This is a genomic window from Brevundimonas vesicularis (genome assembly GCF_032067225.1).
GTDB classification, from domain to species: Bacteria; Pseudomonadota; Alphaproteobacteria; order Caulobacterales; family Caulobacteraceae; genus Brevundimonas; species Brevundimonas vesicularis_F.
The window spans coordinates 1-26,415 of record NZ_DAMBJX010000020.1 but is presented as its reverse complement, the minus strand read 5'-3'; the positions used below and the strand labels follow the sequence as shown (position 1 = coordinate 26,415).

Annotated in this window: 32 protein-coding genes; 13 read left to right on the top strand and 19 right to left on the bottom strand. The window is 66.7% G+C overall.

What is annotated here, in order from left to right; translation table 11 throughout:
- Positions 1-71 precede the first annotated feature (71 nt).
- On the top strand, positions 72-572 hold the full coding sequence (locus tag RT123_RS07055; RefSeq protein ID WP_205681368.1) for a DUF1465 family protein: 501 nt from the start codon (positions 72-74) through the stop codon (positions 570-572).
- Between the two features lie 8 nt (positions 573-580).
- Here the strand turns inward: RT123_RS07055 and RT123_RS07050 are convergent, their stop codons facing one another.
- Positions 581-2,143, bottom strand: a complete 1,563-nt coding sequence (locus RT123_RS07050; RefSeq protein WP_313008521.1) for a L,D-transpeptidase family protein — start codon at positions 2,141-2,143, stop codon at positions 581-583.
- A 159-nt stretch (positions 2,144-2,302) separates the two neighbouring features.
- Positions 2,303-2,527, bottom strand: a complete 225-nt coding sequence (gene rpmE / locus RT123_RS07045; protein WP_017506001.1) for a 50S ribosomal protein L31 — start codon at positions 2,525-2,527, stop codon at positions 2,303-2,305.
- 134 nt (positions 2,528-2,661) lie between these two features.
- Here rpmE and RT123_RS07040 point away from each other — a divergent pair, with 134 nt between their 5' ends.
- Positions 2,662-4,530, top strand: coding sequence for an ABC transporter transmembrane domain-containing protein (locus tag RT123_RS07040; protein ID WP_295239922.1), 1,869 nt, complete (start codon positions 2,662-2,664; stop codon positions 4,528-4,530).
- Here the strand turns inward: RT123_RS07040 and RT123_RS07035 are convergent.
- The 6 genes from RT123_RS07035 to RT123_RS07010 all read right to left on the bottom strand — a co-directional run bounded on the left by RT123_RS07035 (position 4,527) and on the right by RT123_RS07010 (position 8,792).
- On the bottom strand, positions 4,527-5,558 hold the full coding sequence (locus RT123_RS07035) for a glycerophosphodiester phosphodiesterase (RefSeq protein WP_313008519.1): 1,032 nt from the start codon (positions 5,556-5,558) through the stop codon (positions 4,527-4,529). The two genes, RT123_RS07040 and RT123_RS07035, sit on opposite strands and share 4 nt — an antisense overlap.
- Before the next feature lie 195 nt (positions 5,559-5,753).
- A complete protein-coding gene (locus RT123_RS07030) occupies positions 5,754-6,560 on the bottom strand; it encodes an inositol monophosphatase family protein (protein ID WP_017504555.1) in 807 nt (268 codons plus the stop codon).
- A 104-nt stretch (positions 6,561-6,664) separates the two neighbouring features.
- A complete protein-coding gene (gene efp / locus RT123_RS07025; protein ID WP_017504556.1) occupies positions 6,665-7,231 on the bottom strand; it encodes an elongation factor P in 567 nt (188 codons plus the stop codon).
- A 103-nt stretch (positions 7,232-7,334) separates the two neighbouring features.
- Entirely contained in the window at positions 7,335-7,895 is a 561-nt protein-coding gene (locus RT123_RS07020; RefSeq protein WP_055754984.1) for a tryptophan-rich sensory protein, read from the bottom strand.
- 69 nt (positions 7,896-7,964) lie between these two features.
- The gene (gene bfr, locus RT123_RS07015) at positions 7,965-8,465 is read right to left on the bottom strand and encodes a bacterioferritin (protein ID WP_026108332.1); all 501 of its coding nucleotides are present in this window, start codon (positions 8,463-8,465) and stop codon (positions 7,965-7,967) included.
- 141 nt (positions 8,466-8,606) lie between these two features.
- Positions 8,607-8,792 (bottom strand): bacterioferritin-associated ferredoxin, encoded by a 186-nt coding sequence (locus RT123_RS07010; RefSeq protein WP_017504559.1) that lies wholly within the window; start codon positions 8,790-8,792, stop codon positions 8,607-8,609.
- A gap of 131 nt (positions 8,793-8,923) precedes the next feature.
- On the opposite strand from RT123_RS07010, the gene thiE reads away from it, so the two are divergent.
- The 3 genes from thiE to RT123_RS06995 all read left to right on the top strand — a co-directional run bounded on the left by thiE (position 8,924) and on the right by RT123_RS06995 (position 12,169).
- Positions 8,924-9,577: a thiamine phosphate synthase gene (gene thiE / locus RT123_RS07005; RefSeq protein ID WP_313008517.1), complete on the top strand. Its 654-nt coding sequence runs from the start codon at positions 8,924-8,926 to the stop codon at positions 9,575-9,577.
- Between the two features lie 62 nt (positions 9,578-9,639).
- Positions 9,640-11,331 carry an MASE1 domain-containing protein gene (locus RT123_RS07000; protein WP_313008516.1) on the top strand — a complete coding sequence of 564 codons (1,692 nt, stop codon included), beginning with the start codon at positions 9,640-9,642 and terminating at the stop codon, positions 11,329-11,331.
- Positions 11,332-11,374: 43 nt separating this feature from the next.
- Positions 11,375-12,169 (top strand): hypothetical protein, encoded by a 795-nt coding sequence (locus tag RT123_RS06995; protein ID WP_313008515.1) that lies wholly within the window; start codon positions 11,375-11,377, stop codon positions 12,167-12,169.
- Positions 12,170-12,172: 3 nt separating this feature from the next.
- On the opposite strand, the gene RT123_RS06990 is transcribed toward RT123_RS06995, so the two are convergent.
- The 3 genes from RT123_RS06990 to RT123_RS06980 form a co-directional block, all read right to left on the bottom strand.
- Positions 12,173-12,514: a VOC family protein gene (locus RT123_RS06990; RefSeq protein ID WP_313008514.1), complete on the bottom strand. Its 342-nt coding sequence runs from the start codon at positions 12,512-12,514 to the stop codon at positions 12,173-12,175.
- 227 nt (positions 12,515-12,741) lie between these two features.
- Positions 12,742-13,827 carry a chorismate synthase gene (aroC, locus tag RT123_RS06985; protein ID WP_313008513.1) on the bottom strand — a complete coding sequence of 362 codons (1,086 nt, stop codon included), beginning with the start codon at positions 13,825-13,827 and terminating at the stop codon, positions 12,742-12,744.
- A 9-nt stretch (positions 13,828-13,836) separates the two neighbouring features.
- Positions 13,837-14,583, bottom strand: coding sequence for a DnaJ C-terminal domain-containing protein (locus RT123_RS06980; protein ID WP_313008512.1), 747 nt, complete (start codon positions 14,581-14,583; stop codon positions 13,837-13,839).
- A 110-nt stretch (positions 14,584-14,693) separates the two neighbouring features.
- Here RT123_RS06980 and pdxH point away from each other — a divergent pair, with 110 nt between their 5' ends.
- Positions 14,694-15,368 (top strand): pyridoxamine 5'-phosphate oxidase, encoded by a 675-nt coding sequence (gene pdxH / locus RT123_RS06975; protein WP_313008511.1) that lies wholly within the window; start codon positions 14,694-14,696, stop codon positions 15,366-15,368.
- 7 nt (positions 15,369-15,375) lie between these two features.
- Here pdxH and queA read toward each other — a convergent pair whose 3' ends face one another.
- Both queA and RT123_RS06965 read right to left on the bottom strand, forming a co-directional pair.
- Positions 15,376-16,461, bottom strand: coding sequence for a tRNA preQ1(34) S-adenosylmethionine ribosyltransferase-isomerase QueA (gene queA / locus RT123_RS06970; protein ID WP_313008510.1), 1,086 nt, complete (start codon positions 16,459-16,461; stop codon positions 15,376-15,378).
- Between the two features lie 345 nt (positions 16,462-16,806).
- Entirely contained in the window at positions 16,807-18,093 is a 1,287-nt protein-coding gene (locus RT123_RS06965) for a D-amino acid dehydrogenase (protein WP_313008509.1), read from the bottom strand.
- A 135-nt stretch (positions 18,094-18,228) separates the two neighbouring features.
- On the opposite strand from RT123_RS06965, the gene RT123_RS06960 reads away from it, so the two are divergent.
- From RT123_RS06960 to RT123_RS06935, 6 genes are all read left to right on the top strand, one after another.
- Positions 18,229-18,678, top strand: coding sequence for an Lrp/AsnC family transcriptional regulator (locus RT123_RS06960; protein ID WP_039246401.1), 450 nt, complete (start codon positions 18,229-18,231; stop codon positions 18,676-18,678).
- A gap of 41 nt (positions 18,679-18,719) precedes the next feature.
- A complete protein-coding gene (locus RT123_RS06955) occupies positions 18,720-19,196 on the top strand; it encodes a hypothetical protein (RefSeq protein WP_091747886.1) in 477 nt (158 codons plus the stop codon).
- Between the two features lie 61 nt (positions 19,197-19,257).
- Complete coding sequence (locus RT123_RS06950) at positions 19,258-19,602, top strand: RidA family protein (protein ID WP_313008507.1); 345 nt, start codon at positions 19,258-19,260, stop codon at positions 19,600-19,602.
- Between the two features lie 41 nt (positions 19,603-19,643).
- Positions 19,644-21,326, top strand: coding sequence for a lysine--tRNA ligase (locus tag RT123_RS06945; protein ID WP_313008506.1), 1,683 nt, complete (start codon positions 19,644-19,646; stop codon positions 21,324-21,326).
- Positions 21,327-21,386: 60 nt separating this feature from the next.
- Complete coding sequence (locus RT123_RS06940) at positions 21,387-21,776, top strand: hypothetical protein (protein ID WP_313008505.1); 390 nt, start codon at positions 21,387-21,389, stop codon at positions 21,774-21,776.
- A 77-nt stretch (positions 21,777-21,853) separates the two neighbouring features.
- Entirely contained in the window at positions 21,854-22,327 is a 474-nt protein-coding gene (locus RT123_RS06935) for an SH3 domain-containing protein (RefSeq protein WP_313008504.1), read from the top strand.
- Between the two features lie 61 nt (positions 22,328-22,388).
- Here the strand turns inward: RT123_RS06935 and RT123_RS06930 are convergent, their stop codons facing one another.
- From RT123_RS06930 to RT123_RS06910, 5 genes are all read right to left on the bottom strand, one after another.
- Entirely contained in the window at positions 22,389-23,024 is a 636-nt protein-coding gene (locus tag RT123_RS06930) for a helix-turn-helix transcriptional regulator (protein ID WP_313008503.1), read from the bottom strand.
- A 42-nt stretch (positions 23,025-23,066) separates the two neighbouring features.
- Positions 23,067-23,507, bottom strand: a complete 441-nt coding sequence (locus tag RT123_RS06925; protein WP_313008502.1) for a hypothetical protein — start codon at positions 23,505-23,507, stop codon at positions 23,067-23,069.
- Between the two features lie 91 nt (positions 23,508-23,598).
- The gene (locus tag RT123_RS06920) at positions 23,599-23,940 is read right to left on the bottom strand and encodes a hypothetical protein (RefSeq protein ID WP_066552012.1); all 342 of its coding nucleotides are present in this window, start codon (positions 23,938-23,940) and stop codon (positions 23,599-23,601) included.
- A 176-nt stretch (positions 23,941-24,116) separates the two neighbouring features.
- Positions 24,117-24,491 carry a PaaI family thioesterase gene (locus tag RT123_RS06915; protein WP_409514898.1) on the bottom strand — a complete coding sequence of 125 codons (375 nt, stop codon included), beginning with the start codon at positions 24,489-24,491 and terminating at the stop codon, positions 24,117-24,119.
- A 17-nt stretch (positions 24,492-24,508) separates the two neighbouring features.
- Positions 24,509-24,970, bottom strand: coding sequence for a PaaI family thioesterase (locus RT123_RS06910; protein WP_313008500.1), 462 nt, complete (start codon positions 24,968-24,970; stop codon positions 24,509-24,511).
- An 85-nt stretch (positions 24,971-25,055) separates the two neighbouring features.
- Between RT123_RS06910 and RT123_RS06905 the strand changes: the two genes are divergently transcribed.
- Positions 25,056-26,087 (top strand): ligase-associated DNA damage response exonuclease, encoded by a 1,032-nt coding sequence (locus RT123_RS06905; protein WP_313008499.1) that lies wholly within the window; start codon positions 25,056-25,058, stop codon positions 26,085-26,087.
- 3 nt (positions 26,088-26,090) lie between these two features.
- Here RT123_RS06905 and RT123_RS06900 read toward each other — a convergent pair.
- Positions 26,091-26,415, bottom strand: a 325-nt coding sequence (locus RT123_RS06900) for a response regulator (RefSeq protein ID WP_313008498.1), incomplete at its 5' end; no start/stop codon positions are given.

The following is a 26,415-nucleotide window of genomic DNA, read 5'->3' as shown; positions in this document are numbered from 1 at the left end:
TTTCGTGCGAACGGCGCCGACAGGGGCCGATTGCAGGACGGACCCGACCTTCTCTGATGATCAATGCTCAAATGACCTCCGCTCCGTCCCCCGCTGACCGCAGCCGCACCGTTCGCGATTTCGCCCGGTCCGAGCTGTTCGATCGCACTTTCCGCGAAGGCATGGAGCTGGTCGAGGAGACCGCCGCCTATCTGGATGGCGAGGGCCGTCGCGATTCCAAGATGCTGTCGCGCGCCGCCGCCCTGGCCTATGCGGCTGAGAGCATGAAGCTGACCACCCGCCTGATGCAGATCGCCTCCTGGCTCCTGGTCCAGCGCGCCGTGCGCGAAGACGACATGTCGCCGGAAACCGCCTGCGAGCCGCGCTATCGCCTGAACGAGCGCCGCATCGACGCCGAGCCCAGCCACGCCGAACTTCCGATCGCCCTGATTGAATACCTCGTGCGGTCGGAAAAGCTGTTCGACCGCACCCTGTATCTGGATCGCCGCATGTACGCCGACGATCAGGATCAGGTCCCGGAGAACCCGGTGCTCAGCCAGATGGGCATGCTCGAGGCGGCCTTCAGGGGCTGATCGCCCCTTTACGGCCCGACGTCGTTGGCGTCCGCCCGGCCGTCGTCGATGGGCTTGGGCAGATTGACGCCGATGCCCAGCGCCTGCGCCAGCTTGTCGTCGCGGCCATAGACGTCCTCGCGGAACGCCACGCGCCCCTGACCATCCACGAAGGCGGTCCAATACAGCAGACGCACCGAGATTTCCCGGCCGGTCGTTACGCGCGTCGTCTCGCGCGTGTCCTGGGCCGTGTCGAACTGGGCCAGCTTGGTCGGATCGGGCGACAGCAGCAGGCGCGCGAACTCCACCGCATTCTGCACCCGCACGCAGCCGTGGCTGCGCTGACGCGTGGACAGGTTGAAGGCGGCCTTCGACGGCGTGTCGTGCAGGAAGATGGCGTAGCTGTCGCGCAGCTCGAACTTGACATAGCCCAGGGCCGAGCGTGGACCGGCGCGCTGGATGACCGTGCCGTCCTTCACATACATATCGTTGGCGGCCAGATACCCCGGCCCCTTGGGCAGGATTTCGCGGCGCGCGATGCCGGCCGGCACATACCAGGGCGGATTGGCCACGACCGAGGCGAACGGCTTCTCCAGGCTTGGCGTCTGGTTCTCGGCTGAGCCGACCACGACGCGGTTGGAGTGGACCGGCTTGCCGTCCTTCCAATAGACCATGATGGCGGCGGCGGTGTTGACCTCGATCCGCTCGGGCGCGACCTCGCGCTTCAGCCAGCGACGGCGCTCCAGGTTCAGCGCGATCTGACGCGCGCGATCTTCGGCCGAGGCGCCCAGCGAGCGCTGGGTGCCCGCGCCGATCCGGCCGTCGGCGCCCAGGCCATGTCGGTTCTGGAAGCTCTGCACCGCGCGCTGCAGTTCGGCGTTGTAAACCAAGCCCTGCGACTTCAGTCGCGCCCCGTCGGCGGCCGACAGGTCGCCCTCGGCCGTCAGGCGGTCGATCAGGGCGGGGATTCGGCGGTCGCTGTTGCCCGGCTCGATGGTCGCGCCCTGGGTGAAACGAGGCCAGCCGTCCTGCGCCGCCAGACGGCGATAGCGGACATAGCCGGCCGACAGATTCTGATAGCCGATGTCGGTGGGCGCCAGGCCGTCATACCACTGGCCCAGCACATTGCGCGTCAGGGCGTCGCTGAGACCGCGCGGCAGGTCCACGCGGTTCTTCTGCATTTCCCACAGGTCTTCGACGGTCTCGGGCCGCACCTTGCCCTCGGCCAGGACGCGGGCATAGGCCAGCGCCGCCGCCGTGGTCCGCAGATCCGCGCTCGCGGGATCGGCCGCCAGTCCCACAAAGTCGAAATAGTCAGAGCCCGCCAGGCCATGGCGATTGGCGCCGGCCGCGACCGTATTCAGCGCCCGCACCCGGTCGGCGTTCCACACCGGCCGCCAGCCGTTCATTTCATAGAAGGCGCGCACATCCGCCTGCTGCGTCTCGGGCAGACGCGAAATCTGGTCGTTGAAGCTGTTGTAGAAGGCGGTCGCCTCCGGTCCGCGCTGCACGAAGACCTGCTGCGCGCGCGCCGCCGAGCCAAGGGTCATGGCCGCCGTCGCGACGCCCAGACCCAGTTGCCGTCTATTCATAGTCTTCCGCTTCTTCGATCGCTTCGGCCAGCGTGGCCGACGCCCCTGGTACCCGAACGCCCCCACATTATCGGTGTTCCGACCAAACAAAAAGCGCCGGCCTTTCGACCGACGCTCTTGGTGTTCCGATTGCTGCGAGATGTCGCAGCCAGGACGCGCTTACTTCTTGATGAAGCCGGCGAACTTGTTGTTGAAGCGCGAGACGCGGCCGCCGCGGTCCATCAGCTGGGCGTTGCCGCCCGTCCAGGCCGGGTGCGTCGACGGATCGATGTCGAGGGCTAGCTTGTCGCCTTCCTTCCCGTAGGTCGAACGGGTCTGGTAGGTGCTGCCGTCGGTCATCACCACGGTGATGAAGTGGTAGTCGGGATGGGTATCCGCCTTCATGGTCGTCGTCCGGTCTCTGCGCGGTGACGATGCCGACCGTCCGTGCGCGTGAAATGAGAAACCCGCCAGAAAGCCGGCGGGAATGAGGGGCGGCGTTTACACCGGGGGGCGTTCCGGGGCAAGAGGCGGGCGAAATGACCGATCAAGCCGCCGCCTCCGCCTCTTCCGCCAACCGCGCCTCGGGCATGGCGTCGCTGGAGGGGAGGCCCAGCGCCGGCGCCCTTCTGGCCGACCAGATGTCCGAAGCGGGCGCCAAGCGCGCCAAACGCCGCGACATCCGCCCGCTGGCGCGACTGATTCCCTTCGCCATGCGCCACAAGGGTCATGCCCTGATGGCGGTCTTCTGGCTGCTGCTGTCCACCGCCGCCTCGCTGGGCCTGACCGCCCTGGCGCGCGGAGCCATCGATCATGGGTTCGAGGCCGGCGGCGCCAATCTGAACATCTGGTTCCTGCTGCTGGGCGCCAACGCCCTGTTCCTGGGGCTGGCGACCGCCGCCCGCTACTATTTCGTCACCCGCACGGGCGAGCGCGTCATCGCCGATGTGCGAAAGGGCCTGTTCGGCCGCATCCTGACGCTGGACCCGTCCTTCTACGCCCATATGCGCACCGGCGAGGTGCTGTCGCGCCTGACCACGGACATCGCCCTGGTCGAGACGTTGATGACGACGTCGATCTCTTACGCGCTACGTAACTTCCTGACCCTGATCGGCGGCGTCGCCCTGTTGTTCTTCGTCAGCCCCAAACTGACTGGCTTCGTCCTGCTGATCGTGCCCTTCCTGCTGGGGCCGATCTTCATCTTCGGCCGCAAGGTGCGCAAACTGACCGTCGCGTCCCAGGACCGCTTCGCCAACGCCGTCGGCTTCGCCGGCGAAAGCGTGGACGCCATCGAGACGGTCCAGGCCTTTGGCCGCGAACAGAGCGCCATCACCCGCTTCGGCGCGGCGGTCGAGGACGCCTTCAACGCCTCCCTGACCCGGATGCAGGCCCGCGCCTGGATGACCGCCCTGATCATCGTCGTCATGTTCGGCGGCGTGACCCTGGTGCTGTGGCTGGGCGCTCAGGACGTGGTGAGGGGCGCCATGACGCCCGGCGCCCTGCTTCAGTTCGTTCTGCTGTCCGTCTTCGCGGCGGGCGCCGTGGGCGCGCTCGGCGAAAGCTGGGGTGACGTGCAAAAGGCCGCCGGCGCCATGGAGCGGATCGAGGAGCTGATGCGCGCCGTCGCCGGCATCGCCCCGCCGCCCCAGGCCACCGCCCTGCCGACGCCCCCGCGCGGTGAGGTGTCGATGTCGGCCGTCGGTTTCGCCTATCCGGGCCGCCCCGACCTTCCGGCCTTGAAGGGCTTCAGCCTGACCGTACGCCCCGGCGAGACGGTCGCCCTGGTCGGCCCGTCCGGCGCCGGCAAGTCCACGGTCTTCCGCCTGCTGCTGCGCTTCTATGATCCGCAGACCGGCATGGTCTCGGTCGACGGCGTCGATGTGCGCCAGGCCGATCCCGTCGCCGTGCGCGACCGCTTCGCCTGGGTGTCGCAGGAAACGCCGCTGTTCTCGGGCTCGGCCTTGGAAAACATTCGCTTCGGCCGCGAGAACACCACCCTGGAGGAGGCCCGCGCCGTTGCTGAAAAGGCCCAAGCGCTCGGCTTCATCGACGCCCTGCCGGAAGGGTTCGACACCCCGCTCGGCGAGCGCGGCAAGAGCCTGTCGGGCGGCCAGCGCCAACGTCTGGCCATCGCCCGCGCCTTGGTCCGAGACGCCCCCATCCTGTTGCTGGACGAGGCCACCAGCGCCCTCGACGCCGAAAGCGAACGCCTGGTCCAGGTCGCCCTCGATCAGGCGATGGAGGAGCGCACCACACTGGTCATCGCCCACCGCCTCGCCACCGTCCTGCGCGCCGACCGCATCGTCGTCATGGACGACGGCCGCGTGGTCGAAGAGGGCACCCACGAGCAACTCGTCGCCCAGGGCGGCCTCTACGCCCGCCTCGCCGAGCTTCAGTTCCGCAACTAGGGCGCCGTGGTCCGCACCAGGGCCGGGAAGTCGCTGAACAGCGCATCGACTCCGGCCTCGGCGAACGCTGAGGCATAGCCGGTCATGTCGCCGTGCCCGGCCGGATCGTCGCCTCTGCGTTGCTCGACCGGCAGGAAGGCGTTCTCGGCCCGCAGGGTCCAGACCACAACTTTGAGGCCCGCCGCGTTGGCGTCGGTGACTAGGGTGCTCGGCGCGGTCGTGCGGCCTTCGGCGTCGCGCGGCAGGACCAGGGTCATCTCCGGCGCGACCCAGTCGGCGTAGGCGGCGATGGCCTTTAGCCCCTCGGGCGTGATCATCTGGGCATAGGTTACGTCCGCCCGGTCCGCCGGTCCGCCCTTGGCGGCCACGAGTTGCGCCAGCGGCGCATCGATCCGCGTCGCCAACCGCTCCAGCGGCCTGACCTCGAAACACTGGATGATGATCGGGGCGTCGGCGCCCGTCAGACCCAGCCGCTCCAGTTCAGCGACGAAGCCGTCCTCCATCGGCAGGCTGATTTCGGCGAAATAGGTCGGATGTTTCAGCTCCGGCGCCACGGCGATTGTCCGCCCGGTCCGCGCCGAGGCCTCGCGCGCGATGGCGACGACCTCGTCGAAGGTCAGGATCGGCTCTTGACCGTCATAGGCGGCGCTGCCTGGTCGAAACGCGGGCAACCGCTCCCTGGCCCTCAGGGTCTTCAACTCGGCCAGGGTGAAGTCTTCGGTGAACCAGCCGGTGGTCTCGACCCCGTCGATGGTCTTGGTCGTCCGACGGCCTGCGAACTCGGGCCGGTCGCCCACGTCGGTCGTGCCGCCGATCTCGTTCTCATGCCGATCGACAAAGACGCCGTCCTTGGTCAGCACCAGATCCGGCTCGATCACGTCCGCGCCCTGTTCGATCGCCAGCTCATAGGCCGCACGCGTGTGCTCGGGCCGTTCGCCGGACGCGCCGCGGTGGGCGATGATCAGGGGATGGGCCAGGGCGGGCGCTCCGGTCAGAAGGACGAGGCCGCACAGGATGAAACGGATCATCCGCCTTGGATAGGGCGGGGGCGCGACAGGCCGATGACCGTCTCCTCCCCACATGTGAGGAGGCGGACCGCGAAGCGGTGGAGGGGGTCTTGACGCCCCACCGGCCGCTGGCGATCAGGCAAGAGCCCCTTCGTCACGGCGCTGAAGAAGCGCCGCGCCACTTCCCCGCAAGCGGGGAAGAGACAGAAGCGAGCCTCAGGAGCCCTGCAGAACCTTGCGCAGGTGCGGATGCAGTTCGGTGTTCGACGCCAGGATCGACTTGCCCGTCTTGGGATCGCCGTCGTTCTCGATGGTCGTGACGCGGCCGCCGGCCTCGGTGACGAACAGGATGCCCGCCGCCACGTCCCAGGGCTTCAGATTGCGCTCATAATAGGCGTCGTAGCGACCGGCCGCGACCCAGGCGAAGTCCAGCGCCGCCGAGCCCAGGCGGCGGATGCCGGCGACGCGCTGGCCCACGGCGTGCAGATCCTTGATCGACTGGGCATGGCCCGACTTGCCGATGAAGGGCAGTCCGGTGGCGATCAGGCTTTCGGACAGATCGCGACGGCCGGCGACGCGGATGCGCTGGTCGTTCAGATAGCAGCCCTTGCCCTTCTCGGCCCAGAACAGCTCGTTCATGACGGGGTTGTAGGTCACGCCGGCGACGATCTCGCTGGACCCGTCGGGCGCGCGGCGCTCCAGCCCCACCGTGATGGCGAAGTGGGGCATGGCGTGCATGAAGTTGGTGGTGCCGTCGATCGGATCGACGATCCAGGTGTGGGACTTGTCCGTCCCCTCGATCATGCCGCGTTCCTCGCCCAGGAAGCCATAGCCGGGGCGGGCCTTCATCAGCAGTTCGTACAGCGTGTCTTCGGCCTTCAGGTCGGCGGCCGTGACGAAATCGCCGGGGCCCTTCCTCGACACCTGAAGCTGGGAGACTTCGCCGAAGTCGCGCAGCATCGGGCGGGCGGTCTTGCGCACCGCATCGGTCATGACTTGGAGCAGGGCGGAGGCGAGGGCCATCGGGGAATCTCCTGGTCCGAAAGTCCTTCAAAGCCGCAGCCGGACAGTCGGAGAAGTTCAGAAAGGAACGGCCCCGCGAGGGGCCGCTTTGGCATGGTGGTCTGTTAGTCCGCGCGGCGGACGTATTCGCCGCTGGTCGTGTCGACGACGATACGCTCGCCGGCCGACATATAGGGCGGGATCATGATGCGCACGCCGTTCGACGCCAGCGCGGGCTTGTAGGACGACGAAGCGGTCTGGCCCTTCACGGTCGGCTCGGTCTCGGCGACTTCCAGCACGACCTGATCGGGCAGTTCCAGGCCGATCGGACGCTCTTCGTGCATCTCGATGACGACCTTCATGCCTTCTTGCAGATAGGGGATGCGCTCTTCGCCGACCCAGTCCTTTTGCAGTTCGATCTGCTCATAGGTGGCGTCGTCCATGAAGACCAGGCTGTCGCCGTTGTCGAACAGATAGGAGAAGTCCTTCTGTTCCAGCGTCACGCGCTCGACCTTGTCTTCCGACCGGAAGCGTTCGTTCAGCTTGTTGCCGGTCTCCAGGTTCTTGGCCTCGACGTTGGCGAAGGCGCCGCCCTTGCCGGGCTTGACGTGGCTGGCCTTGGTGACGACCCACAGGCCGCCATTGTGCTGCAGGACCATGCCGGGCTTGATGGTGTTGCCGTTGATCTTCATGGGGTCACATCGGAAATGGAGTTGCGCCCTCGCACCGTTCGGGGCGAGGCGAATAGGGCGCGATCCCTAGAGGAAGCCCCGATAAAGGGCAAGGCGACGCAACCTAATGCAGGGTGCGTCCGCCCGAGGCGTCGTCGGCTTTGCGGTGCAGGAAGTTTCCGAACCGCACGCCTGATCCTAGCGGCGCGGCCATCTTGCCGGCCCCTTCGTCCAGCTTGCGCGCTTCGTGGGCGAAGGCGGCGGCCAGACCGGCCGACGACATGGCGGCGACCACCTGACGCGCCATCGACGACGGACGCAGGCCCAGCCAGACGGCGTTCACCGTCTGGGCTGCGACCCAAAGGCCCATGGCGCGGGTCCGTTCCTTTTGCGGAGGCGCGTTCCAGACGCGAACGGCCGACAGGGTCGTCGCCGAAAACACGGCCGGCAGGATCAGGCTGAAGGCCCCCTTGGGCTTTTCGGTGATCGGCAAGTCCTTGTCGCGCACCTGTTTCAGGTTGCGACGGGGCTTCAACGCGCCCGAGGCGATGGTGTGGGCCAACAGGGCGAAGCCGACGGTCAGGGCGATCCCGGCGACCACATGGCCGGCGCTGCGGCCCTCGCTGTTCAGCAAGTCCATGGCGGCGTCGCGCACGTCGTCGATGGCGTCGTCGATATCGGTCATGGTCCGCTCCAGCTTGGCCCTGACAGGCTAATGGCCGGAGCGGATTGGAGTTCCGTCAGAAGGCAGAGCTTAGTTGCCGGTCGCCGCGCCGTCGGTGACGATCTCTTTCATCGCCGATTGCAGATAGTTCTGCGCGCCCATCAGCTCGATCAGCTTGTGCTGGTTTTCCAGGAAGTCGATGTGCTCTTCGGTGTCGGCCAGGATTTTCATCAGCAGGTCACGGCTGACGTAATCACGAGTTTCCTCGCACTGGGTCACGGCGGCGGCGGTCGTCGCGCGGCTGTCCAGTTCCAGTTGCAGGTCGGCGCCCAGGCATTCGATCGGATCCTCGCCGACCTTCAGCTTGTGCAGGTCTTGCAGATTGGGCAGCCCGTCCAGGAAGAGGATGCGTTTGATCAGCATGTCGGCGTGCTTCATCTCGCCGATCGACTCTTCGTAGATGACGTTGCCCAGGTGTGCGAGGCCCCAGCTTTCGAACATGCGGGCATGCAGAAAATACTGATTCACGGCCGTCAGCTCGTTGGTCAGCACTGCGTTCAGCGTGCGCAGGATTGCGGGGTCGCCCTTCATGGCCATGGTCCTTGGTCTCGCCACGGCGCTATCGCCGTCTGTCGAGCGCAGCCATAACACAGTAAAACGGGCTTTGTTTATTTGCGAGTTTTTATCACTGCATTGAGAGTGCGAGTGACTGTCGGCCGCAGGCGAAGCAAACTATTCGGCTGCGAGTGCGAACGCTTCGCGGCTTTCCTGAATCATCTGACGCATCTCGCAGACACATTTGGCGCACTGGGCCTGGCATTGGTTGCGCGCGAAGATGTCACGCGGACGGCAGGCGCCGGCCTCGATGGCCTGGGCGACATCACGCTGGCGAAGACCGTTACAGTTGCAGACGTACACGAGGCGCTACACGTTTCACTGACTGAGAATGGTTCGCTATAGCAGTCCTTAAGGCGATTGCAAGTCGTTCGCACGGCTTCGCCCGGCCTTGGGCCGTTGACGGATCGTCGCAGGGGCAGGCAATGACGGACATGGCCCGAACACCCACCGTCCCCGAGCGTCCGCCCTGCCGGCTGTATCTGATCACGCCGCCCGCGATCGCCGACCTGAACGCCTTTGCGCAAACCCTCGATCAGGCCTTGGCCGCCGGCGACGTCGCGGCCTTGCAGATCCGGCTGAAGCCCGCCGACGACGCCGCTATCCGCACGGCGGTCGAGGTGTTGGCTCCCATTGCGCGGCGTCATGATGTCGCGGTCCTGCTGAACGACAGGCCCGATCTGGCGCGGACCACCGGCTGCGACGGCGTTCACATCGGTCAGGAAGACGGCTCTCTGGCCGAGGCGCGGCGTATCATGGGGCCAGACGCCATGATCGGCGTCACCTGCCACGACGACCGCGATCTGGCCTGGGACGCCGCAGAGGGCGGCGCCGACTACGTCGCCTTCGGCGCCTTCTATCCCACCGAAACAAAGGAAACGGTGCATCGCCCGCCGCTGGACATCCTGACGGTGTGGCAAGAGACGGTCGAGACACCCTGCGTCGCCATTGGCGGGATCACGGTCGACAACGCTGCAGAGCTTGCCCAAGCTGGCGCTGACTTCGTGGCGGTCAGCGGCGGGGTCTGGAACCATCCCGACGGCGCAGCCGAGGCCGTCAGGCGTTTCAATGAAAAATTGCGGGCCTGACTTCAGGGGATATTAGGAACCGTGTCGTCCTATTCCGACCTCTGATTGGTCGGAACCTGTCCATGATCCTGAGCCGCGCGCTCAACATCGACGCCCCCCACAGCGCCCCCGTCAAGGGCGTGATGGCGGCTGGCCATCGGCCCGGCCCCGTCGGCGCCGACGGCCCGGATGGCCCCAATCCCCTGATCCCGGTGTTGACGGGCGTCGTCGTCGCCATCCTGGTCGCTCTGGCCATCGCCTATGCCCGTTCGGCCGGACTGGTGGCGGGCCTGTGGGGCGCCAGCGGCGTCGCCGTCGCCGTCTGGCTGCGCACCAGCCGTGGCCGCACCAGCGACCTCACCTTCGCCGGCGTCCTGACCGTCAGCATCCTGATTGGCGAGATCATAGCCGGCAACAAGCCGCCGCTGGCGCTGGCCTTCACGATCGCCAACATGATCGAGATCATCGGGGCTGTCCTGCTGGCCCGCCGGTTCTCGCCCACGCTCAACCTTTCCAGCCTGAACGGCGCGGTCAGCTTCCTGTTCTTCGCGGCTGTCCTGGCGCCGATCCCCGCCGCCCTGTGCAGCACCCTCATCCTGTCGCTGATGGGCCAGGGCGACATCGTTTGGCAGGGGTTCCAGACCTGGTGGCTGGGTCACGCCTTGGGCATCGCTGTACTGGGTTCGCTAGGGATGTCGCTGACGCCTGCGATGTTCGCGCGTCTGCTGAAGCCGAGGAAGCTGATCGAGGCCGTCGTTCTGATCGGCCTTGTTCCCGTCTTTTACTTTGTCGCCTTCACGGGTGACGTGCCGATGGGCTTCGTCCTGCTGCCGCTTCTGCTGGCCATCGCGGTACGGCTCGGCGTCGCAGGCGCCGCCTTCACCCTCGTCGTCATGAGCGTGCTGTTGGTCGGCAGCGCCATGATCGGAAACGGCCCCTATGCTCAGGGCGACCTGACCCATCAGGTTCTGATGGCCCAGATGCTCGTGTTGATCGGCTATATGCCCGTCCTGCTGGTGGCCTCGCTGCTGGAAGAGCGCGATCTTCTGGCGGAGCGCGCGCGCGTTGGTCGCGAACGCGCCGAAAAGGCCTCGGAGGCCAAGTCCCGCCTGCTCGCCAACGTCGCCCACGAGATCAAGAGCCCCGTCGCCGGCATCATCGGCATCGGCGATCTGTGGCGGCAGGGCCACCTGGGGCCGGTCTCGGCTCAGCAGGCCGAAATGTCCGACATGCTGGTCAAGACCGCGCGTCAGGTAGAAACCCTGGCCCACGATCTGCTGGATGTGGCACGCGCCGAATCCGGGGCCGTCCGGGTCGATCTGCGGCCGACCGACATTCCGGGTCTGCTGGAAGACGTGCGCCGCACGTGCCTGCTGTGGCCCGACGCCGACCGTGTCGCCGTAGAGGTGGTGTGCGAGGGTGATGGTTTGATCGCGGTCGCGGACTCGCAGCGTCTGGCCCAGATCATCACCAACCTGACCAGCAATGCGCTGAAATACGGCGGGTCCGGGGGCCGTGTCGTTCTGCGTGCGTTTCGTCAGGATGAATGCGTCCGCATCGAGGTCAGCGATTTCGGCCCCGGCCTGTCGCCACAGAAGCAGGCGCAGTTGTTCGAACCCTTCAACCGCCTGGGGCTTGAGCGTTCGACGGTCGAGGGGCACGGCGTCGGCCTGGCCTTGGCCAAGCGGTTGGTCGAGTTGCAGGGCGGCTTGATCGGCGTGATCTCGGCGCCGGGCGAGGGCGCCACCTTCTGGGTCGCGCTGCCCAAGGCGTGAGGTCGCGCTTGCGGTCGCGCCCCGGCCGCGCGATGGTCGGGCCATGCCCATGATCGCCCTTGCCGCCGCCCTCGTGATTTCCGGACAGGCGACGACGCCTCCGCCGCAGCGCGCCGGTTCCAACCTGACGCGGGACTTGAACAGCGCCCCGCCTTCCGCGACCCCGCCCGCCGCCTCCACCGCAGCTCCGTCCCAGGCCCCTACCCAGGCCCCGGCCCGGGCGACGAGCCAGGCCTTGCCTCCAATCGGCCAGACCCCCGCGGCATCGCCGCGTGCGGTGCCCGCCGCGTCATCCGCAACGCGCACGACCCAGGCCCAGCCGCCCATCGGCCAAAGCCCGGCGGCCACGACGCGCCCGGCGACCGCGACACGTCCGCAAACGCCAGCCCCGACCACAACGGCGCCTCAGGCGACCGCGCCTCAACCGACAACGACCGCGCCTGCCGCAACCCCGCCGGCCGCCGCACCCGCCCCGGCGGCCTTGAACGCCGCCGCCATCGCCGCTCTGCCGTTCAGCATCCAGCTGCCTACCGGCCTGACCATCACCCCGGCGCGTGCCGGCGCGAACGCCAACATCTATCGCGTCCAGCGCGGCGACCAGACCCTGCTGATGATCTACGCCGGTCCGTCGTCGCAGTTTCCGATCTATGACGGCGAGACGATCCGCGCCGGCGGCCGCGCCTCGGTCGTCGTCACCGAAGGCAGCCGCCGTCTGGCGATGGAGCACCTGTTCCAGCGCGCCACGGACCCCAAGGAGATCCACGTCTGGATCGCCAGCGTCGAGGGCGCGGACCGGGACCTGGCCGAACGGATCGGCCAGTCCATCGACGTCAAATAGGGTTCAGCCCTCGGACCAGACGGCCATTTCGGTGCCGGCCGGATCGGCGAAGTGAAAGCGGCGACCGCCGGGGAAGCCGTAGATCGGTTTCACGATCCGACCGCCGGCCGCCTCGACCTTCCCCTGCATGGCCTCGAGGTCGTGTGCGTACAGGATGGGCAGGGGCGCCTTGGTCTGATCGGTCTGATCGGCGTCGAACCCGCCGTCCAGACCCTGATCGAAGGCGGCATAGGTCGGGCCGTAATCCACGAAGTTCCAGCCGAACGCCTGGCTGTAGAATTGCTTGGTCGCGGGCAGGTTGGCGGCGGGCAGTTCGAGGTAGTCCAGCTTTCCGTCTTCACGCACGGTTGATCTCCTGAGTTGGGCGCCACCAGTCCCTTGTCTTGCACGCGCCCTCGCCATGCGCAAACCTGCAAACGGTTCGCAGTTGCAGGAATCGAGCGATGATCGTGATGACGACAGGCCTGTCGGCCCTGATGGCCTTGATGCGGTGCGAGGCGCGTCAGACCGAGCCGCCGCCGAGGCGTGAGACCGATCGCGCAAACCCGCGTCCGCCCCGACCCAGGCCCTGATCAGCCGACCTGGGCGCGGTGCCTCAGATGCGCGTCGGCCAGCACGCAGGCGGCCATGGCCTCGACCACCGGCACGGCGCGCAGGGCGACGCACGGGTCGTGACGACCCTTGGTGCGCAGGTCCGTCTCTTCGCCGTCGCGGGTGATCGTCTGGCGCAGGGTCAGGATGGACGAGGTCGGCTTGAACGCCACCCGCGCCGTCACCGGCTGGCCCGTCGAAATCCCGCCCAGCACGCCGCCAGCCTTGTTCGACAGAAAGACCGGCTGCTTGTTCAGGTCCAGCCGCATCTCGTCGGCGTTCTGTTCGCCGGTAAGTTCGGCGGCCTCGAAGCCCGCCCCGATCTCGACCCCCTTGGCCGCATTGATCGACATCAGGGCTGCGGCCAACTCGCCGTCCAGCTTGCCATACAGGGGCGCGCCCCAGCCCGCCGGAACGCCTGTAACCTCCAGCGCGACGACCGCCCCGACCGACGATCCCGCCTTGCGGATACCGTCCAGATAGGCCTCCCAGTCGCCCACGACCTCGGCCGAGGCGGCGAACAGCGGATTGGTGTGGACGGCGTCGAAGTCGATCTGGTCCGGTGCGATCCGGTGCGGGCCGATCTGCACCACGCCGGCCTTGATCTTAACGCCGTCGCCCAGCACCTTGCGCGCCACGGCCCCGGCCGCCACGCGGCTGGCCGTCTCGCGCGCCGAGGATCGACCGCCGCCCCGGTGGTCGCGCACCCCGTATTTGGCCTGATAGGCATAGTCGGCGTGCCCCGGCCGATAGGCGCGGGCGATCTCGCCATAGTCCTTGGACCGCTGGTCCTCGTTCTCGATCAGGATCGAGATCGGCGTGCCAGTCGTAACCGGCCCGTCGCCGTCGTCGAACACGCCCGACAGGATGCGCGCCGTGTCGCTTTCCTTGCGCTGGGTGACAAAGCGGCTGCCGCCCGGCTTCCTCTGGTCCAGCCAGGGCTGAAGGTCCGCCTCGGTCAGCGGTATCATCGGCGGGCATCCATCAACGACGCAGCCGATCGCCGGCCCGTGGCTCTCGCCCCAGGTGGTCACGCGAAACAGATGGCCGAAGGTGTTGTGCGACATGGCCCCGACTTAGGCCGCCAGACGCTCCTGCGTCCAGACCCGCGTGAAGCGCACCAGTAGGTCCTCTGCCGCCGAGGGAGCATCGGACGACGGCTCCAGCGTCACGAACAGATGCCCAGCCGGCCGCGATCCGCGCGCGGGCAGGCCCAGATCCTTCAACCGCACCCGCACCGGCGCAGCCATGTCGGCGGTAATCCAGGCCGAGCGCGTGCCGACAGGGGTTTCGATCTCCACCCGCCCCCCGTCGGCCATCAGGCGACGCTCGACGGCCCAGGTCATGAACAGGTCGTCGCCGACGACCGACAGCCCGTCCTCGGACCGGATCAACACCGACAGATAGAGGTCGCTCCCGTCCGCCGCTCCGCGCCTGAGCCGCAGATGATCGCCGCTGCGCAGGCCCTTGGGCGCCGTGACCCGCACCACACGCGCGCCCAGCCGGACCTCGACCTGACCCCCGGCCAGGGCCTGCATCGGCGACAGCACCAGAACCGGCGCCGGTGCCGGTCGCGCGGCGGGCGCGGACAGGGCGGGGCGGGGGGGCTGGTGCGCCTGGATCAGCCGATAGGCTGCGATCACGCGCCGGAACCGCTCGGCGTCCCCGCCGGCCTGATCCGGCCGCGCCGCCTTCACCGCCGTGCGGAACGCGGCCTTCAGCGTCGACGCATCGACATCGCCGCGCACATCCGTTTCCAGGCCCAAGATCGACAGGGCCTCGCGGACGCCGGACACATCTGAAATCGAAACAGGCGCGCTCATGCCGTCACCGTTCGCCCATCAGGGTCAATGGGCGGTTAACCCTGACGGCGACATGCCCGTTTTTGACCTCGATCATTCCCAGCCGCACCCGCACGGACTACATCACTCGCATGACCGCTTCCGTGATCCCGCCCAGCCCGTCGCGTGAGGAATACGCCCGCGACTATGCCGCCGCCCTGGCCGCCAATGGCGACGAGACCATCTTCGATCGCCCCGAACCGATCGGCCTGTTCGTCGAATGGCTGGCGGACGCAAGGGCGCACGAACCGAACGATCCCAACGCCATGACCCTGTCGACCGTCGACGCCGACGGCCTGCCCGATGCGCGGATCGTTCTGCTGAAGGACGTGGATGCGCGGGGCTTCACCTTCTATTCGAACAGCGAGAGCGCCAAGGGCGTCGAACTGGCCGGTTGCGCGGCCGCCGCCCTGACCTTCCACTGGAAATCCCTGCGTCGCCAGGTGCGGGTGCGCGGCGCGGTCGAGCCGGTCACGGCGGCCGAGGCCGACGCCTATTTCGCCAGCCGCGCGCGCGAAAGCCGCATCGGCGCCTGGGCCTCGGACCAATCCCGCCCCCTGTCGGATCGCACCGTGCTTGAAGAGGCCGTGGGCCGCGAAACCGCGCGTTTCGATGGTCAGGAGGTGCCGCGCCCGTCCCACTGGACCGGTTGGCGCGTCGTGCCGCGCTCGGTCGAGTTCTGGCGCGATCGCCCGTTCCGTCTGCATGACCGACTGCGTTTCGACCACGACGGCGAGGCCTGGCGCTCAGGCCGCTTCTGGCCCTGACCCGCGATCAGTCGCCGAACAGCAGCGATCCGTCGCCGTAGGAATAGAAGCGATAGCCGTCGGCGACCGCATGGGCATAGGCCGCCTTCATCGTCGCCGTGCCCGCAAAGGCGCTGACCAGCATGAACAGCGTCGACTTCGGCAGGTGGAAGTTGGTCATCAGCACATCGACCGCCCGGAACCGATAGCCGGGCGTGATGAAGATGGCCGTGTCGCCGTGGAAGGGTTTGATCTCGCCGTCCTCGGCCGTCGCGCTCTCTAGCAGCCGCAGGGAGGTGGTGCCGACGCAGACGATGCGCCCGCCCTTTGCATGGACGGCGTTCAGGGCGGCGGCGGTTTCAGGCGACACCTCGCCCCATTCGCTGTGCATCTTGTGGTCGGCCAGGTCGTCGGCCTTGACCGGCAGGAAGGTGCCGGCCCCGACATGCAGCGTCACCGCATGGGTCGAGACGTCCTTGGCTCGAATGGTGTCCAGCAGGGCCGGGGTGAAATGCAGCCCCGCCGTCGGCGCCGCGACCGACCCGTCATGCTCGGCGAAGACGGTCTGATAGTCCGACCGGTCGCGGTCGTCCTCGGGTCGTTTCGCGGCGATATAGGGCGGCAGGGGCATGACCCCGACATCGCGGATCGCATCGTCCAGCGCCGGCCCCGCCAGGTCGAAGGTCAGGGTGATCAGGCCGTCTTCCCCCTTGGCCGTCACCGTCGCGTCCAGTCGCCCCAGGTCGCAAGCGGCGTCGCTCGCGTTTCCAAAACGAACCCGATCCCCCGGCTTGATGCGCTTGCCGGGCTTCATGAAAGCGGACCAAACGTCGGGCGCGTCGCGGTGATGCAGCGTCGCCTCCACCTCGACCGTCAGGGTTTCGCCCTCGGCCCCGATCCGCTGACGCACGCCCGACAGACGGGCGGGAATGACCCGCGTATCGTTGAACACCAAGGCGTCGCCCGGCTGCAGGAAGTCCGGCAGATTGCGAATGACCCGGTCTTCCAGCGCACCGCCTTTCACCACCAGCAGCCGTGCGGAATCGCGCGGATCGGCCGGGCGCAACGCAATCCGGTCTTCGGGCAGGTCGAAATCGAAATCGGCGGTCTTCATCGCGCGCTCTATAGGGGGCTCCGACGCGCCGCGCCACGCTGCGGCGTGCTGCCAGCGCTTCGTCGGCGCGCCGCTGTCTGATTCACAACGGGTTTTCGCGCCCGAACGGCGTCTAACCGACCGCGCCCCGGTCGTGTGTTAGACTGGCCGGCGATCTTTGACAGCGTAAGTTCAGGCGGAAGGGATGACCAAATCCCGCCCGCGCCTCACCCGGATGATGGCGTCAGATTAGACGGATTAGACACTTTAGACGGTGAATTCCCGTCCGCGGCCCAAGGCCTCACCGCCGCGCGATTAGACGAATTAGACTCTTTAGACGGTAAAATTCCCCGTCGACGTCTGATCTCAGCTGTAGCCCGGCGCGAACGCCCCGGCCCAGGCGCCATAGCGGTTCAGCGACAGGTCGCGGGTCTCGATCTCGGGCGCCTTGCCGTCGACCATGTCGGCCAGAACCCGCGCCGAGCCGCACGCCATGGTCCAACCCAGGGTGCCGTGGCCGGTGTTCAGGTAAAGCCCTGGAACCTTGGTCGCGCCGATCACCGGCGTGCCGTCCGGCGTCATCGGACGCAGGCCCGACCAATAGCTGGCGCCCGCCAGGTCGCCGCCGCCGGGGAACAGGCTGCCGACCGAATGGGCCAGGGTCTCGCGACGGACGGCGGGCAGGGTGTTGTTGTATCCCGACAGTTCGGCCATGCCGCCCACGCGAATGCGGTCGCCCAGGCGCGTGATCGCCACCTTGTAGCTCTCGTCCATGACGGTGGAGACGGGCGCCCGGTCTTCGTTCACGATCTTGGCCGTGATCGAATAGCCCTTCACCGGATAGACGGGCAGATCCAGCCCCAGCGGCTTGGCCATCATCGGCGAATAGGAGCCGAGCGCCAGGATCACCAGATCGGCGGTCATGGCGCCCTTGCTGGTCAGGGCGCCGGTCGCACGACCGTCCGTCATCGTGATCGACTGGATCTCGGTTCCGGTATGGAAGACCACGCCGCGCTCCGCCGCCAGCTTCGCCAGGGCGTTGGTGAACAGGAAGCAGTCGCCGGTCTCGTCATGCGGCAGACGAAGACCCCCGACGAAATCAACGTCGGAGGCGGCCAGGCCCGGCTCGGCCGCGATACAGCCCGCGCGGTCCAGAACCTCGCACGGCACGCCGGCGGCCTTCAGCACATCGACGTCCTTGTGCACGTCGGCCAGCTGCTTTTCCGTGCGGAACAGCTGCAGCGTGCCCTGCTGGCGACCGTCATAGGTGATGCCGGTCTCGCGTCGCAGCAGGTCGATCTGGTCGCGGCTGTATTCGGCCAGACGCACCATCCGGCTCTTGTTCAGCGCATAGCGATCATGGGTGCAGTTGCGCAGCATGGCGACGGTCCAGCGCACCATGGCCATGTCCAGCCGCGGCCGCACGATAAGCGGTGCGTGGCGCATCAGCAGCCACTTCATCGCCTTGACCGGAATCGACGGCGCAGCCCAGGGCGCGGAATAGCCCGGCGAAATCTGCGCGGCGTTGGCGAAGCTGGTTTCCAGCGCCGGGCCGGCCTGCCGATCGACGACTGTGACCTCATGCCCGGCCTGGCTGAGATACCAGGCGGTGGTGACGCCGATGACGCCTGACCCAAGCACCAGAACCCGCATGTGACGTTCCCAAGCCCAATGTTGTTATGCGCCGCAAGCTAGCGCCGCATGGATCGACGATCCTGCCTGTTTGCGCAACGATCGGTCGCTGATAGAAATCTGACGCAATAATCTGCGGCTGAATGGCGGAAACTTGTGTCCCTGCTTGATCCCCTCGACCAACGCCTCCTTCAACGGCTCCGCGCCGATGGGCGCATCAGCAATGCGGACCTGGCCTCCGCCGTCGGTCTGTCGCCTTCCGCCTGCCTGCGGCGCGTGCGCCGGCTGGAAGAGCGCGGGGTGATCCGGGGCTATGCCGCCGTCCTGGCCAACGACAGCGACGACGGCGTCGTCGCCTATGTCGAGATCACGCTGGAAAAACAAACCGACGACCACATGCGCCGGTTCGAGGCGGCCGTCCGCAACCACCCTGAAATCCGCGACTGCTATCTGATGGCGGGCGAGGCCGACTACATCGTCCGCGCCGTCGCGCCCGACATCGCTGCCTATGAGGTGATCCACAAGGACGTCCTGTCGCGCCTGCCGGGCGTGTCGCGCATCCACTCCAGCCTGGCGATCCGCAACGTCCTGGCGGCGCGCGGCTGAAACGGGCTGAACCTTCCGGCCCGGTCGAGTGTTGTGGCGGCATGAAAGCCCTCGACCTCCTCCCGTCCGCCCTCATCGGCGCCGTCGCCAGCGCCCGTTCCATGACCCCGATGGCGGCCCTCGCCACCGCCGAACTGGCGCACAAGCCCTTGCCCGGCCGCGTCTTCCTGCTGAACCGGCCGCTGTTCAAGTTCGGCGCCCTGGCCATGGGCGTCGGCGAACTGCTGGGAGACAAGATGAAGACCGCGCCCGATCGCACCGTCTTCCTGGGCCTGTTGGCGCGGGTCATGAGCGCGGGCATCGCCGGCGCAGCCCTGGCCCCTCGCGGCAAGGAGAAGTTGGGCGCCGGCCTGGCGGTCGGCACGGCCGTGCCGCTGGCCTATCTGACCCTCTCGGGCCGCAAGAAGGCCATGGCCCGCATTGGCCAGACCAAGAGCGGCTTGATCGAGGACGCCCTGATCGTCGGCGCCGGCGCCCTGGTCGTCGGCCTGACCGTCTCTCGGTTCAACCGCCGCTAGCCGCTCGACAGCCGGGCCCTGGCGGCGATAGGTGAGGGACGTTTTCGAAGGACTTCCGCCCATGATCACCCGCATCCAGCCCGGCGCCCGCATGAGCGAGGCCGTCGTCCACGGCGACACCATCTATCTGTCCGGCCAGGTCGGCGAAGCCGGGGACGATGTGGCGACGCAGACCCGAACGGCGCTGGCGGAGATCGAGGCCCTGCTGGCCGAAGCCGGCAGCGACAAGTCCAAGATCCTGATGGCCCAGATCTGGCTGGCGGATATCGCCGACTTCGAGGCGATGAACGGCGTCTGGGACGTCTGGGTCGACACCGCCAACCCGCCGGCCCGCGCGACGGGCGAAAGCCGGCTCGCGTCGCCCGACTACAAGGTCGAGATCATCGTAATCGCCGCCAAAGCCTGATCGCGGTTGACCGGGCGGGATGCAGACTGCAAACCGCCGCCATGCTTCAGAACCTCGAAACCCTCGCCCGCGAGGCCAAGTCCTGGCCCTTCGAACAAGCCCGCAACCTGCTGGCCCATGTTCTGAAGAAACGGCTGGGCGAGACCGAGCGAGCCGAAGCGCGCGCCCTGATCGACGCCGGCAAGGCGGATGAAGCCCTGGCGGCCTTTCCTGCCTTGCAGCGCCCGGTGATCCTGGAGACCGGCTATGGCCCGTCGGGCCTGCCGCACATGGGCACCTTCGGCGAGGTCGCCCGCACCACCATGGTGCGCAACGCCTTCCGCGCCCTGACCGGCGATCACTGGCCCACGCGCCTGATCGCCTTCAGCGACGACATGGATGGCCTGCGCAAGGTGCCGGAGGGCGTCCCGAACCCCGAGATGCTGCGCGAGGACCTGCATCTGTCCCTGACGCGGGTGCGCGATCCCTTCGGCACCCACGACAGCTTCGGCGCGCACAACAACGCCCGCCTGCGCGCCTTCCTCGACAGCTTCGGCTTCGACTATGAGTTCATGTCATCGACCGAGACCTACAAGTCGGGCCGGTTTGACGCGACGCTGCTGACGCTTCTGGAACGGTTCGACGCGGTCCAGGCCATCATGCTGCCGACCTTGGGCGAGGAGCGCCGCGCCACCTATTCGCCCTTCCTGCCCGTCAGCCCGATCACCGGCCATGTGCTGCAGGTCCCGACCCTGGCGCGCAACGTCGAGAAGGGCACGATTACCTTCGAAGACCCCGCCGGCGAACCGGGCAACCGAACCGAGGTGCCGGTCACGGGCGGCCATGTGAAGCTGCAATGGAAGCCCGACTGGGCCATGCGCTGGGTCGCGCTGGATATCGACTATGAGATGTCGGGCAAGGACCTGATCGAGAGCGTGCGCGAAAGCTCAAAGGTCTGCCGCGCCTTGGGCGGCACCCCGCCTGAGGGCTTCAACTACGAGCTCTTCCTCGACATCGAGGGCAAGAAGATCTCCAAGTCCAAGGGTAACGGCCTGACGATGGACGAGTGGTTGCGCTACGGCACGCCCGAGAGTCTGTCGTGGTATATGTTCCAGTCACCGAAGTCGGCCAAAAGCCTGCACTTCAACGTCATTCCGCGCGCCATCGACGACTATCTGGCCTTCATCGAAAGCTACAAGACGCAGGAGCCGGCCAAGCGGATCGACAACGCCGTCTGGTCGATCCATGCGGGCGATCCGCCGACCCACACGTCCCCGGTGTCCTTCGCCCTGCTTCTGAACCTGGTCGGCGTGGCCAACGCCTCGACCAAGGACCAGCTGTGGGCCTATTTCGCCAAATACCTGCCTGACGCCACGCCGCAGAACGAGCCGCTGCTGGATCGGCTGATGGACCACGCGCTGAACTACTACGAGGACTTCGTGAAGCCCTCGAAATCGTACCGCCTGCCGGACGACAAGGAGAAGGCGGGGCTGCTGGACCTGGCCGAACGGCTGAAGGCGCTGCCGGCCGACACCACCGACGGCGAGCTGATCCAGAACGAGGTCTATGCGGTCGGCAAGGCCCACGCGTTCGAGCCGCTGCGAGCCTGGTTCGGCGCGCTCTACGAGGTGCTGCTGGGCGCCAGCCAGGGGCCGCGCTTCGGTTCGTTCGCCGCCATCTACGGTCTGCCGCAGACGATCGCCCTGATCGAGGCGGGCGCAAACGGAGAACTGGCGCAACCTTGACCTTGCGTCAGGATTGTTGCGTGATGCCAGCCTGAGGGGACGTAGCCGGGGGAGGCGACGTTGCGTTACGAGATCGACGAGGCGAACAGGGTCCTGATGCTCGACCTGGTCTCGGCCGGATCGGCCGACCGCGTGCTGAAAGCGACGGTCGATCTGATCACGCAAAGGCCTGAGCTCTGCAGCTGGGACTGGATCGTCGAATGCGAACCCATGACCGACGATGCCACGGTCCAGCATCTGGCGAAGCTGGCTGAGGCCTGGGGGCCGCCGCCGCCGGTCGAGGCGGTGACGGTTTTTGTGACCCACGACCGCATGCTCCATCTGTGGGCGCGCGTGCTGGACTTCCAGTTCGTGCGCCGGAAACACTTCATCGAACGCGACATCGATATCGCCAGACGATTTGTCGCCCGCCGCCAGTCTGCGCGCATAGCCAAGATGAACGGAAAATAACGGCGAAGCTCCGGGAGCCTTCAGGTTCGTCCGTGCATTCTCCCTTCATCGGCAAACGCGCTGACAGGAGAAGAGTTATGTCGAACAAGATTTTCAAGACCGGTTTGGCCACTGCTGCCGCCTTGGCCGCCATGGTGACCGCCGCCCCGATGTCCGCCCAAGCTCAAGCCAACGGCGTGACCAACTGTGACGCCCCGGGCGGTCGCCAACGTGCGGGCGCTCTGATCGGCGCCGTGGTCGGTGGTGTGGTGGGCTCGAACCTCGCTCGCAATGAGCGTACGGCTGGCACCATCGTCGGTGCGGGCGCCGGCGCCGCCGCCGGTTCCTATATCGGCTGCAACCAGCAGCGCGCCCGTGCTGCATCGACCTCCAGCGGCGCTCAATATCGCGCTTCGTCGAACCTGCGCATCCGCAGCGGCCCCGGCACCAACTATCGCCAAGCCGGCACGCTGTCGGCCGGTCAGCCCTTCACCGCCATCGGTTCGCAAGGCGAGTGGGTGCAGATTGCAGGCGGCGGTTGGGTGAACGCCCACTACGTCACGGCCAACTGAGTTCAGTTCGCCGCTAATCGAAAGCCCCGTCCGGTTCGCCGGGCGGGGTTTTTACTGCGCGTCACTGGCTGACCCAAAGGATGCGGGCCATCCATTCGATCTCGCGTCGGGACACGATCCTTGGCGGGTAGTCGGGATTGATCGAGGCCAAGGTGACGGCGCGGCTGGTCAGGCTGGTCACCTCCTTGGCCACGGTTTCTCCGCTGGTCAGGCGAGCGACGACCCGATCGCCCCGCCGTACCTGCGTCGCTTCTTGATCCACGATGACGCGGTCGCCTTCGCGATAGAGGGGAGACATCGAATCGCCGGTGATCTGAAGGCTGAACAGGGTGTCCTTGGCGCGCGGCAGATCGGTCTGATCCCAACCTTCGCCCACCGGCAGGCCGGCGTCGTCGAAGAAACCGTCCTGACCCGCCTTGGCGAGACCCAGCAAGGGCACGCTGGTCGGCGCCTCCGGCGCGTCTTCGGCCAACACCGCAAACTCCGATAGCGACAAGCCCGTCGCCTGAAGCACCAGCGTCATGCTCTCGGTCGATGGCCAGCGTGGACGCGGGGGATCGCCGGGCCCGAAGCGTTTAGAGGGATTGAAACTCGTCGCATCCAGACCGGCCCGCCGCGCCAAGCCCGACGGTGTCAGACCCTCACGCCGCGCCAAGGCGTCGACGGCCTTCCAGAGCTTGGCGTGGGATAGCGGCATGAGATTCCAGCGACCGATTCGCCGCCAGCATACGATCGGATGCTAGGAATTTCTACCTATCAGTTCAGCTGCCCGACGCTCCTGCCAAGCGTAGAATGTGCCGATGATGATGCACGCGATGATCAGGTAACCTGTGAGATTCATGATCGTATAAAGTGACGATGCAGACACTGCTTGGCCAGTGAGCGCCATGATATGAGCCATCACGACAATGAGTTGTAGGCCGCTAGCCCAAACCGGCCAAGACTGCCGGTGCCGCCAGGCGATCGCCGCGAAAATGCAGAGCAGCGAAATGTCGATCAGAAACAGTCCCAATGGAACGCCTCTGAAGCCGCTACCTTCTTGCATCACAATGGTCGCAAACCAAGCAAACAGGTAGGCGCCCGCACCTATCCGCTCGGAACGGCCGCCTTTGAGAAAGGCGAATAGCGCCATGCCGACCATGAAGACGGCACCAATAATCGCGTAGACGATATTCAACATGACAAATCGCCCCCGCGCGAAAATGCGCGAGGGCGATAATGACCGAATTTAGCTTCGACTGAAATCTCGTTCAGTGAAGCTTACCAACAATTCACGCGACGCGAAGATGGCCTTTGACGGGCTTGTCTTCCCACCAATCGTCGGGCTTGGCGACCGGGCCGGCGGCGTAGGTGCCGAAGCCGAGGCGGCGGTGATCTTTTTGCAGCTCGGCATGGCAGGCCACGATGGATTCGCGGGCGGCCGAGAGGGCGGCGATTGTTTCCATGGCCTTGGCTTGCGACATCGTGCCGGAGACCGGCGAGAGCGACAGAGCGGCGCGAGCGCCGATGAAGGATTGAACCAGCGTGGTCGCCTGGGTGATCGCGGCGTCGATCGCGAGTTCGGTAGCATGCAGATCGCCAGCAACGCTGGTGACGACTTCAGTGCGGTCCATGAAAGCCCCTCAAAGACAGGTTTACAAGAACCGTATGGTTATCACGTCTTAACCCTGTTTGGTAGAGCAATCTTTACCATATCGACAATCGCGCGTTGAAGCGCCGCCGTAAGCACGGCGTTGAAAGCCAATCATAGCAAGAAGTCGGCGCGAATCAGCGCGCTAGGGCGCGGTGATCAGTCCTGGTTGTCCAGTAGGAAGTGTGCGGTAAGGGACGCAATAGGCTGTTGACGTTCTTCTTGCCAGGCCTCCGCATGCACATGGGCGACGCGACGACCCGCCCGGCTGATGCGAGCACGCGCGAAGACGTCGATCGGTCTGCCGGTGCGCAGATAGGCGACCGTGACATTGATCGGGCGGGGCAGTCGCGGACCAGGAAAGCTGAGCGCAACCTGAGCCATCGCCGTCATTTCCAGAAGGGCGGCCGTCGATCCGCCGTGCAGGGCGGGCAGCATCGGATTGCCAATCAGCTTGTCGTCGAAGGGCATGATGACGGTAACTTCGTCGCCGCTGACCAAGGTCTGAAGGCCAAGAAAGCGAGCGTAGGGCATGCGGTTCAGGATGTCGGTCACGCCGCCGCTCCTTTTGCATGGGGCGCCCGCTCGCGGGTCTGGTTGAGGATATAGGCGGCTTGCGCTGCGGCGACCGGATCGGCGGGATCGTCCTCGAAAGCCCAGGCGCGCACGAAGGCGATGCTGGGCGTCAGTCGGAAACATTGGCCCTGGGCCAGCAGGTCCTGACGCGGCCTTGCCGCGCGCATGTAGTCGACGCGCAAATCCAGGGTGGCGATGGGCTGGAAGGCGTCCATCGCAGTCCACACAGCCAGGCCGCCAATATGATCAAGCAAGGTCGTCACCAGACCGCCCGCAAAGACGCCGCTGTCGGGATCGCCGACCAGATCCTCACGCCACGGCACGCGAATACGGGGCTGGCCATCGTGCAGGCCGTCGAAGGTGAAGCCCAAGGCGCCGGTGTGGGCGGCGCCGGCGGCCAGTTGCGGCAGGATGGTGGTCAGAAAACTCTCGTGCATCGTGCGGACTGAACCTGTTGCGCCGATTTTCGGGGTCATCCTCTATGGGGCGGCGACCCGACGGCGTCGAGAGCGTTACCGCAAGATGATCCGCCCCGAAGACCTGCTGCATCCCACGCCCGCCGGCCTCTACTGCCCGCCGGGAGATTTCTACATCGACCCGGTTCGGCCGGTGGATCGCGCCGTCATCACGCACGGCCATGCCGACCATGCGCGCGCCGGTCATGGGAGTGTGCTCGCGACGCGCCAGACCCTGGCGATCATGGCTGAACGTTATGGCGCGGATTTCACGCTGCAGCCCCAATCGGTGGAATACGGCGAGGCGACCGCGATCAATGGGGTCGATCTCAGATTGGCGCCTGCCGGCCATGTGCTGGGCTCGGCCCAGGTCGAGGTGCGCTGGAAGGGGCTGATCATGGTCGTGTCCGGTGACTATAAGCGCCGCCGCGATCCGACCTGTGCGCCGTTCGAGCCTGTGCCCTGCCACGTCTTCATCTCGGAGGCGACGTTCGGCCTGCCGGTCTTCAGCCATCCGCCGGCGGAGGAGGAGGTCGGGCGGCTGGTGCGTTCGCTGGGACAGTTTCCCGAGCGGGCGCATCTGGTCGGCGCCTATGCGCTGGGCAAGGCGCAGCGGATCATCCGTCTGCTGCGCGAGGCCGGATGGGACCGCACCATCTATGTTCATGGGGCGCTGGAGCGGCTGAACGCCCTGTACGAAAGAGAAGGGGTCGACCTAGGCCCGCTGGCGCCGACCCGTGATCTACCGAAGAATGCGCTGGGCGGCGAGGTCGCCATCGCACCGCCATCTGCCATCCAAGATCGATGGGCGCGTCGGTTCGCCGATCCGGTCACGGCCTTCGCTTCAGGGTGGATGGGGGTGAAGGCGCGGGCGCGCCAGCGCGGCGTGGAACTGCCGTTGGTCGTGTCGGATCATGCCGACTGGAACGAACTGACCGCGACCTTCACCGAGATCAGGCCGGAGGAAATCTGGATCACCCACGGCCGCGAGGAAGGTTTGCTGCGCTGGGCCGAGATCAACGGGCAAAAGGCGAGGGCCCTGCGTTTGGTCGGCTACGACGAAGAGGACGAAGAGGCGCTGGACGTTCGTCCGGACTGAGGGTCAGGCGACGGCGCGACCGGACAGGTCCTGGTCTTGTGCGTCTTCGTGAGCGGCGGAGATGGCGGCGTTCATCGCCATCCGCAGGCGTTCGGGCTTGATCGGCTTTTCAACCACTGCGGCCATGCCGATCGAGAGATAGTGTTTGGCGTCTTCGGGGTCCGCATTCGCGGTCAGGGCCACGATCGGCACGCGGCCGACGGCGCCGGGCAGGGCGCGAATGGCTTGCGTGGCCTGAACGCCGTCCATCCGGGGCATCTTGATGTCCATCAGGACTAGGTCGTAGCGGCTTTCCTGAACGGCCTGAAGCTCCTCCAGTCCGTCCTCG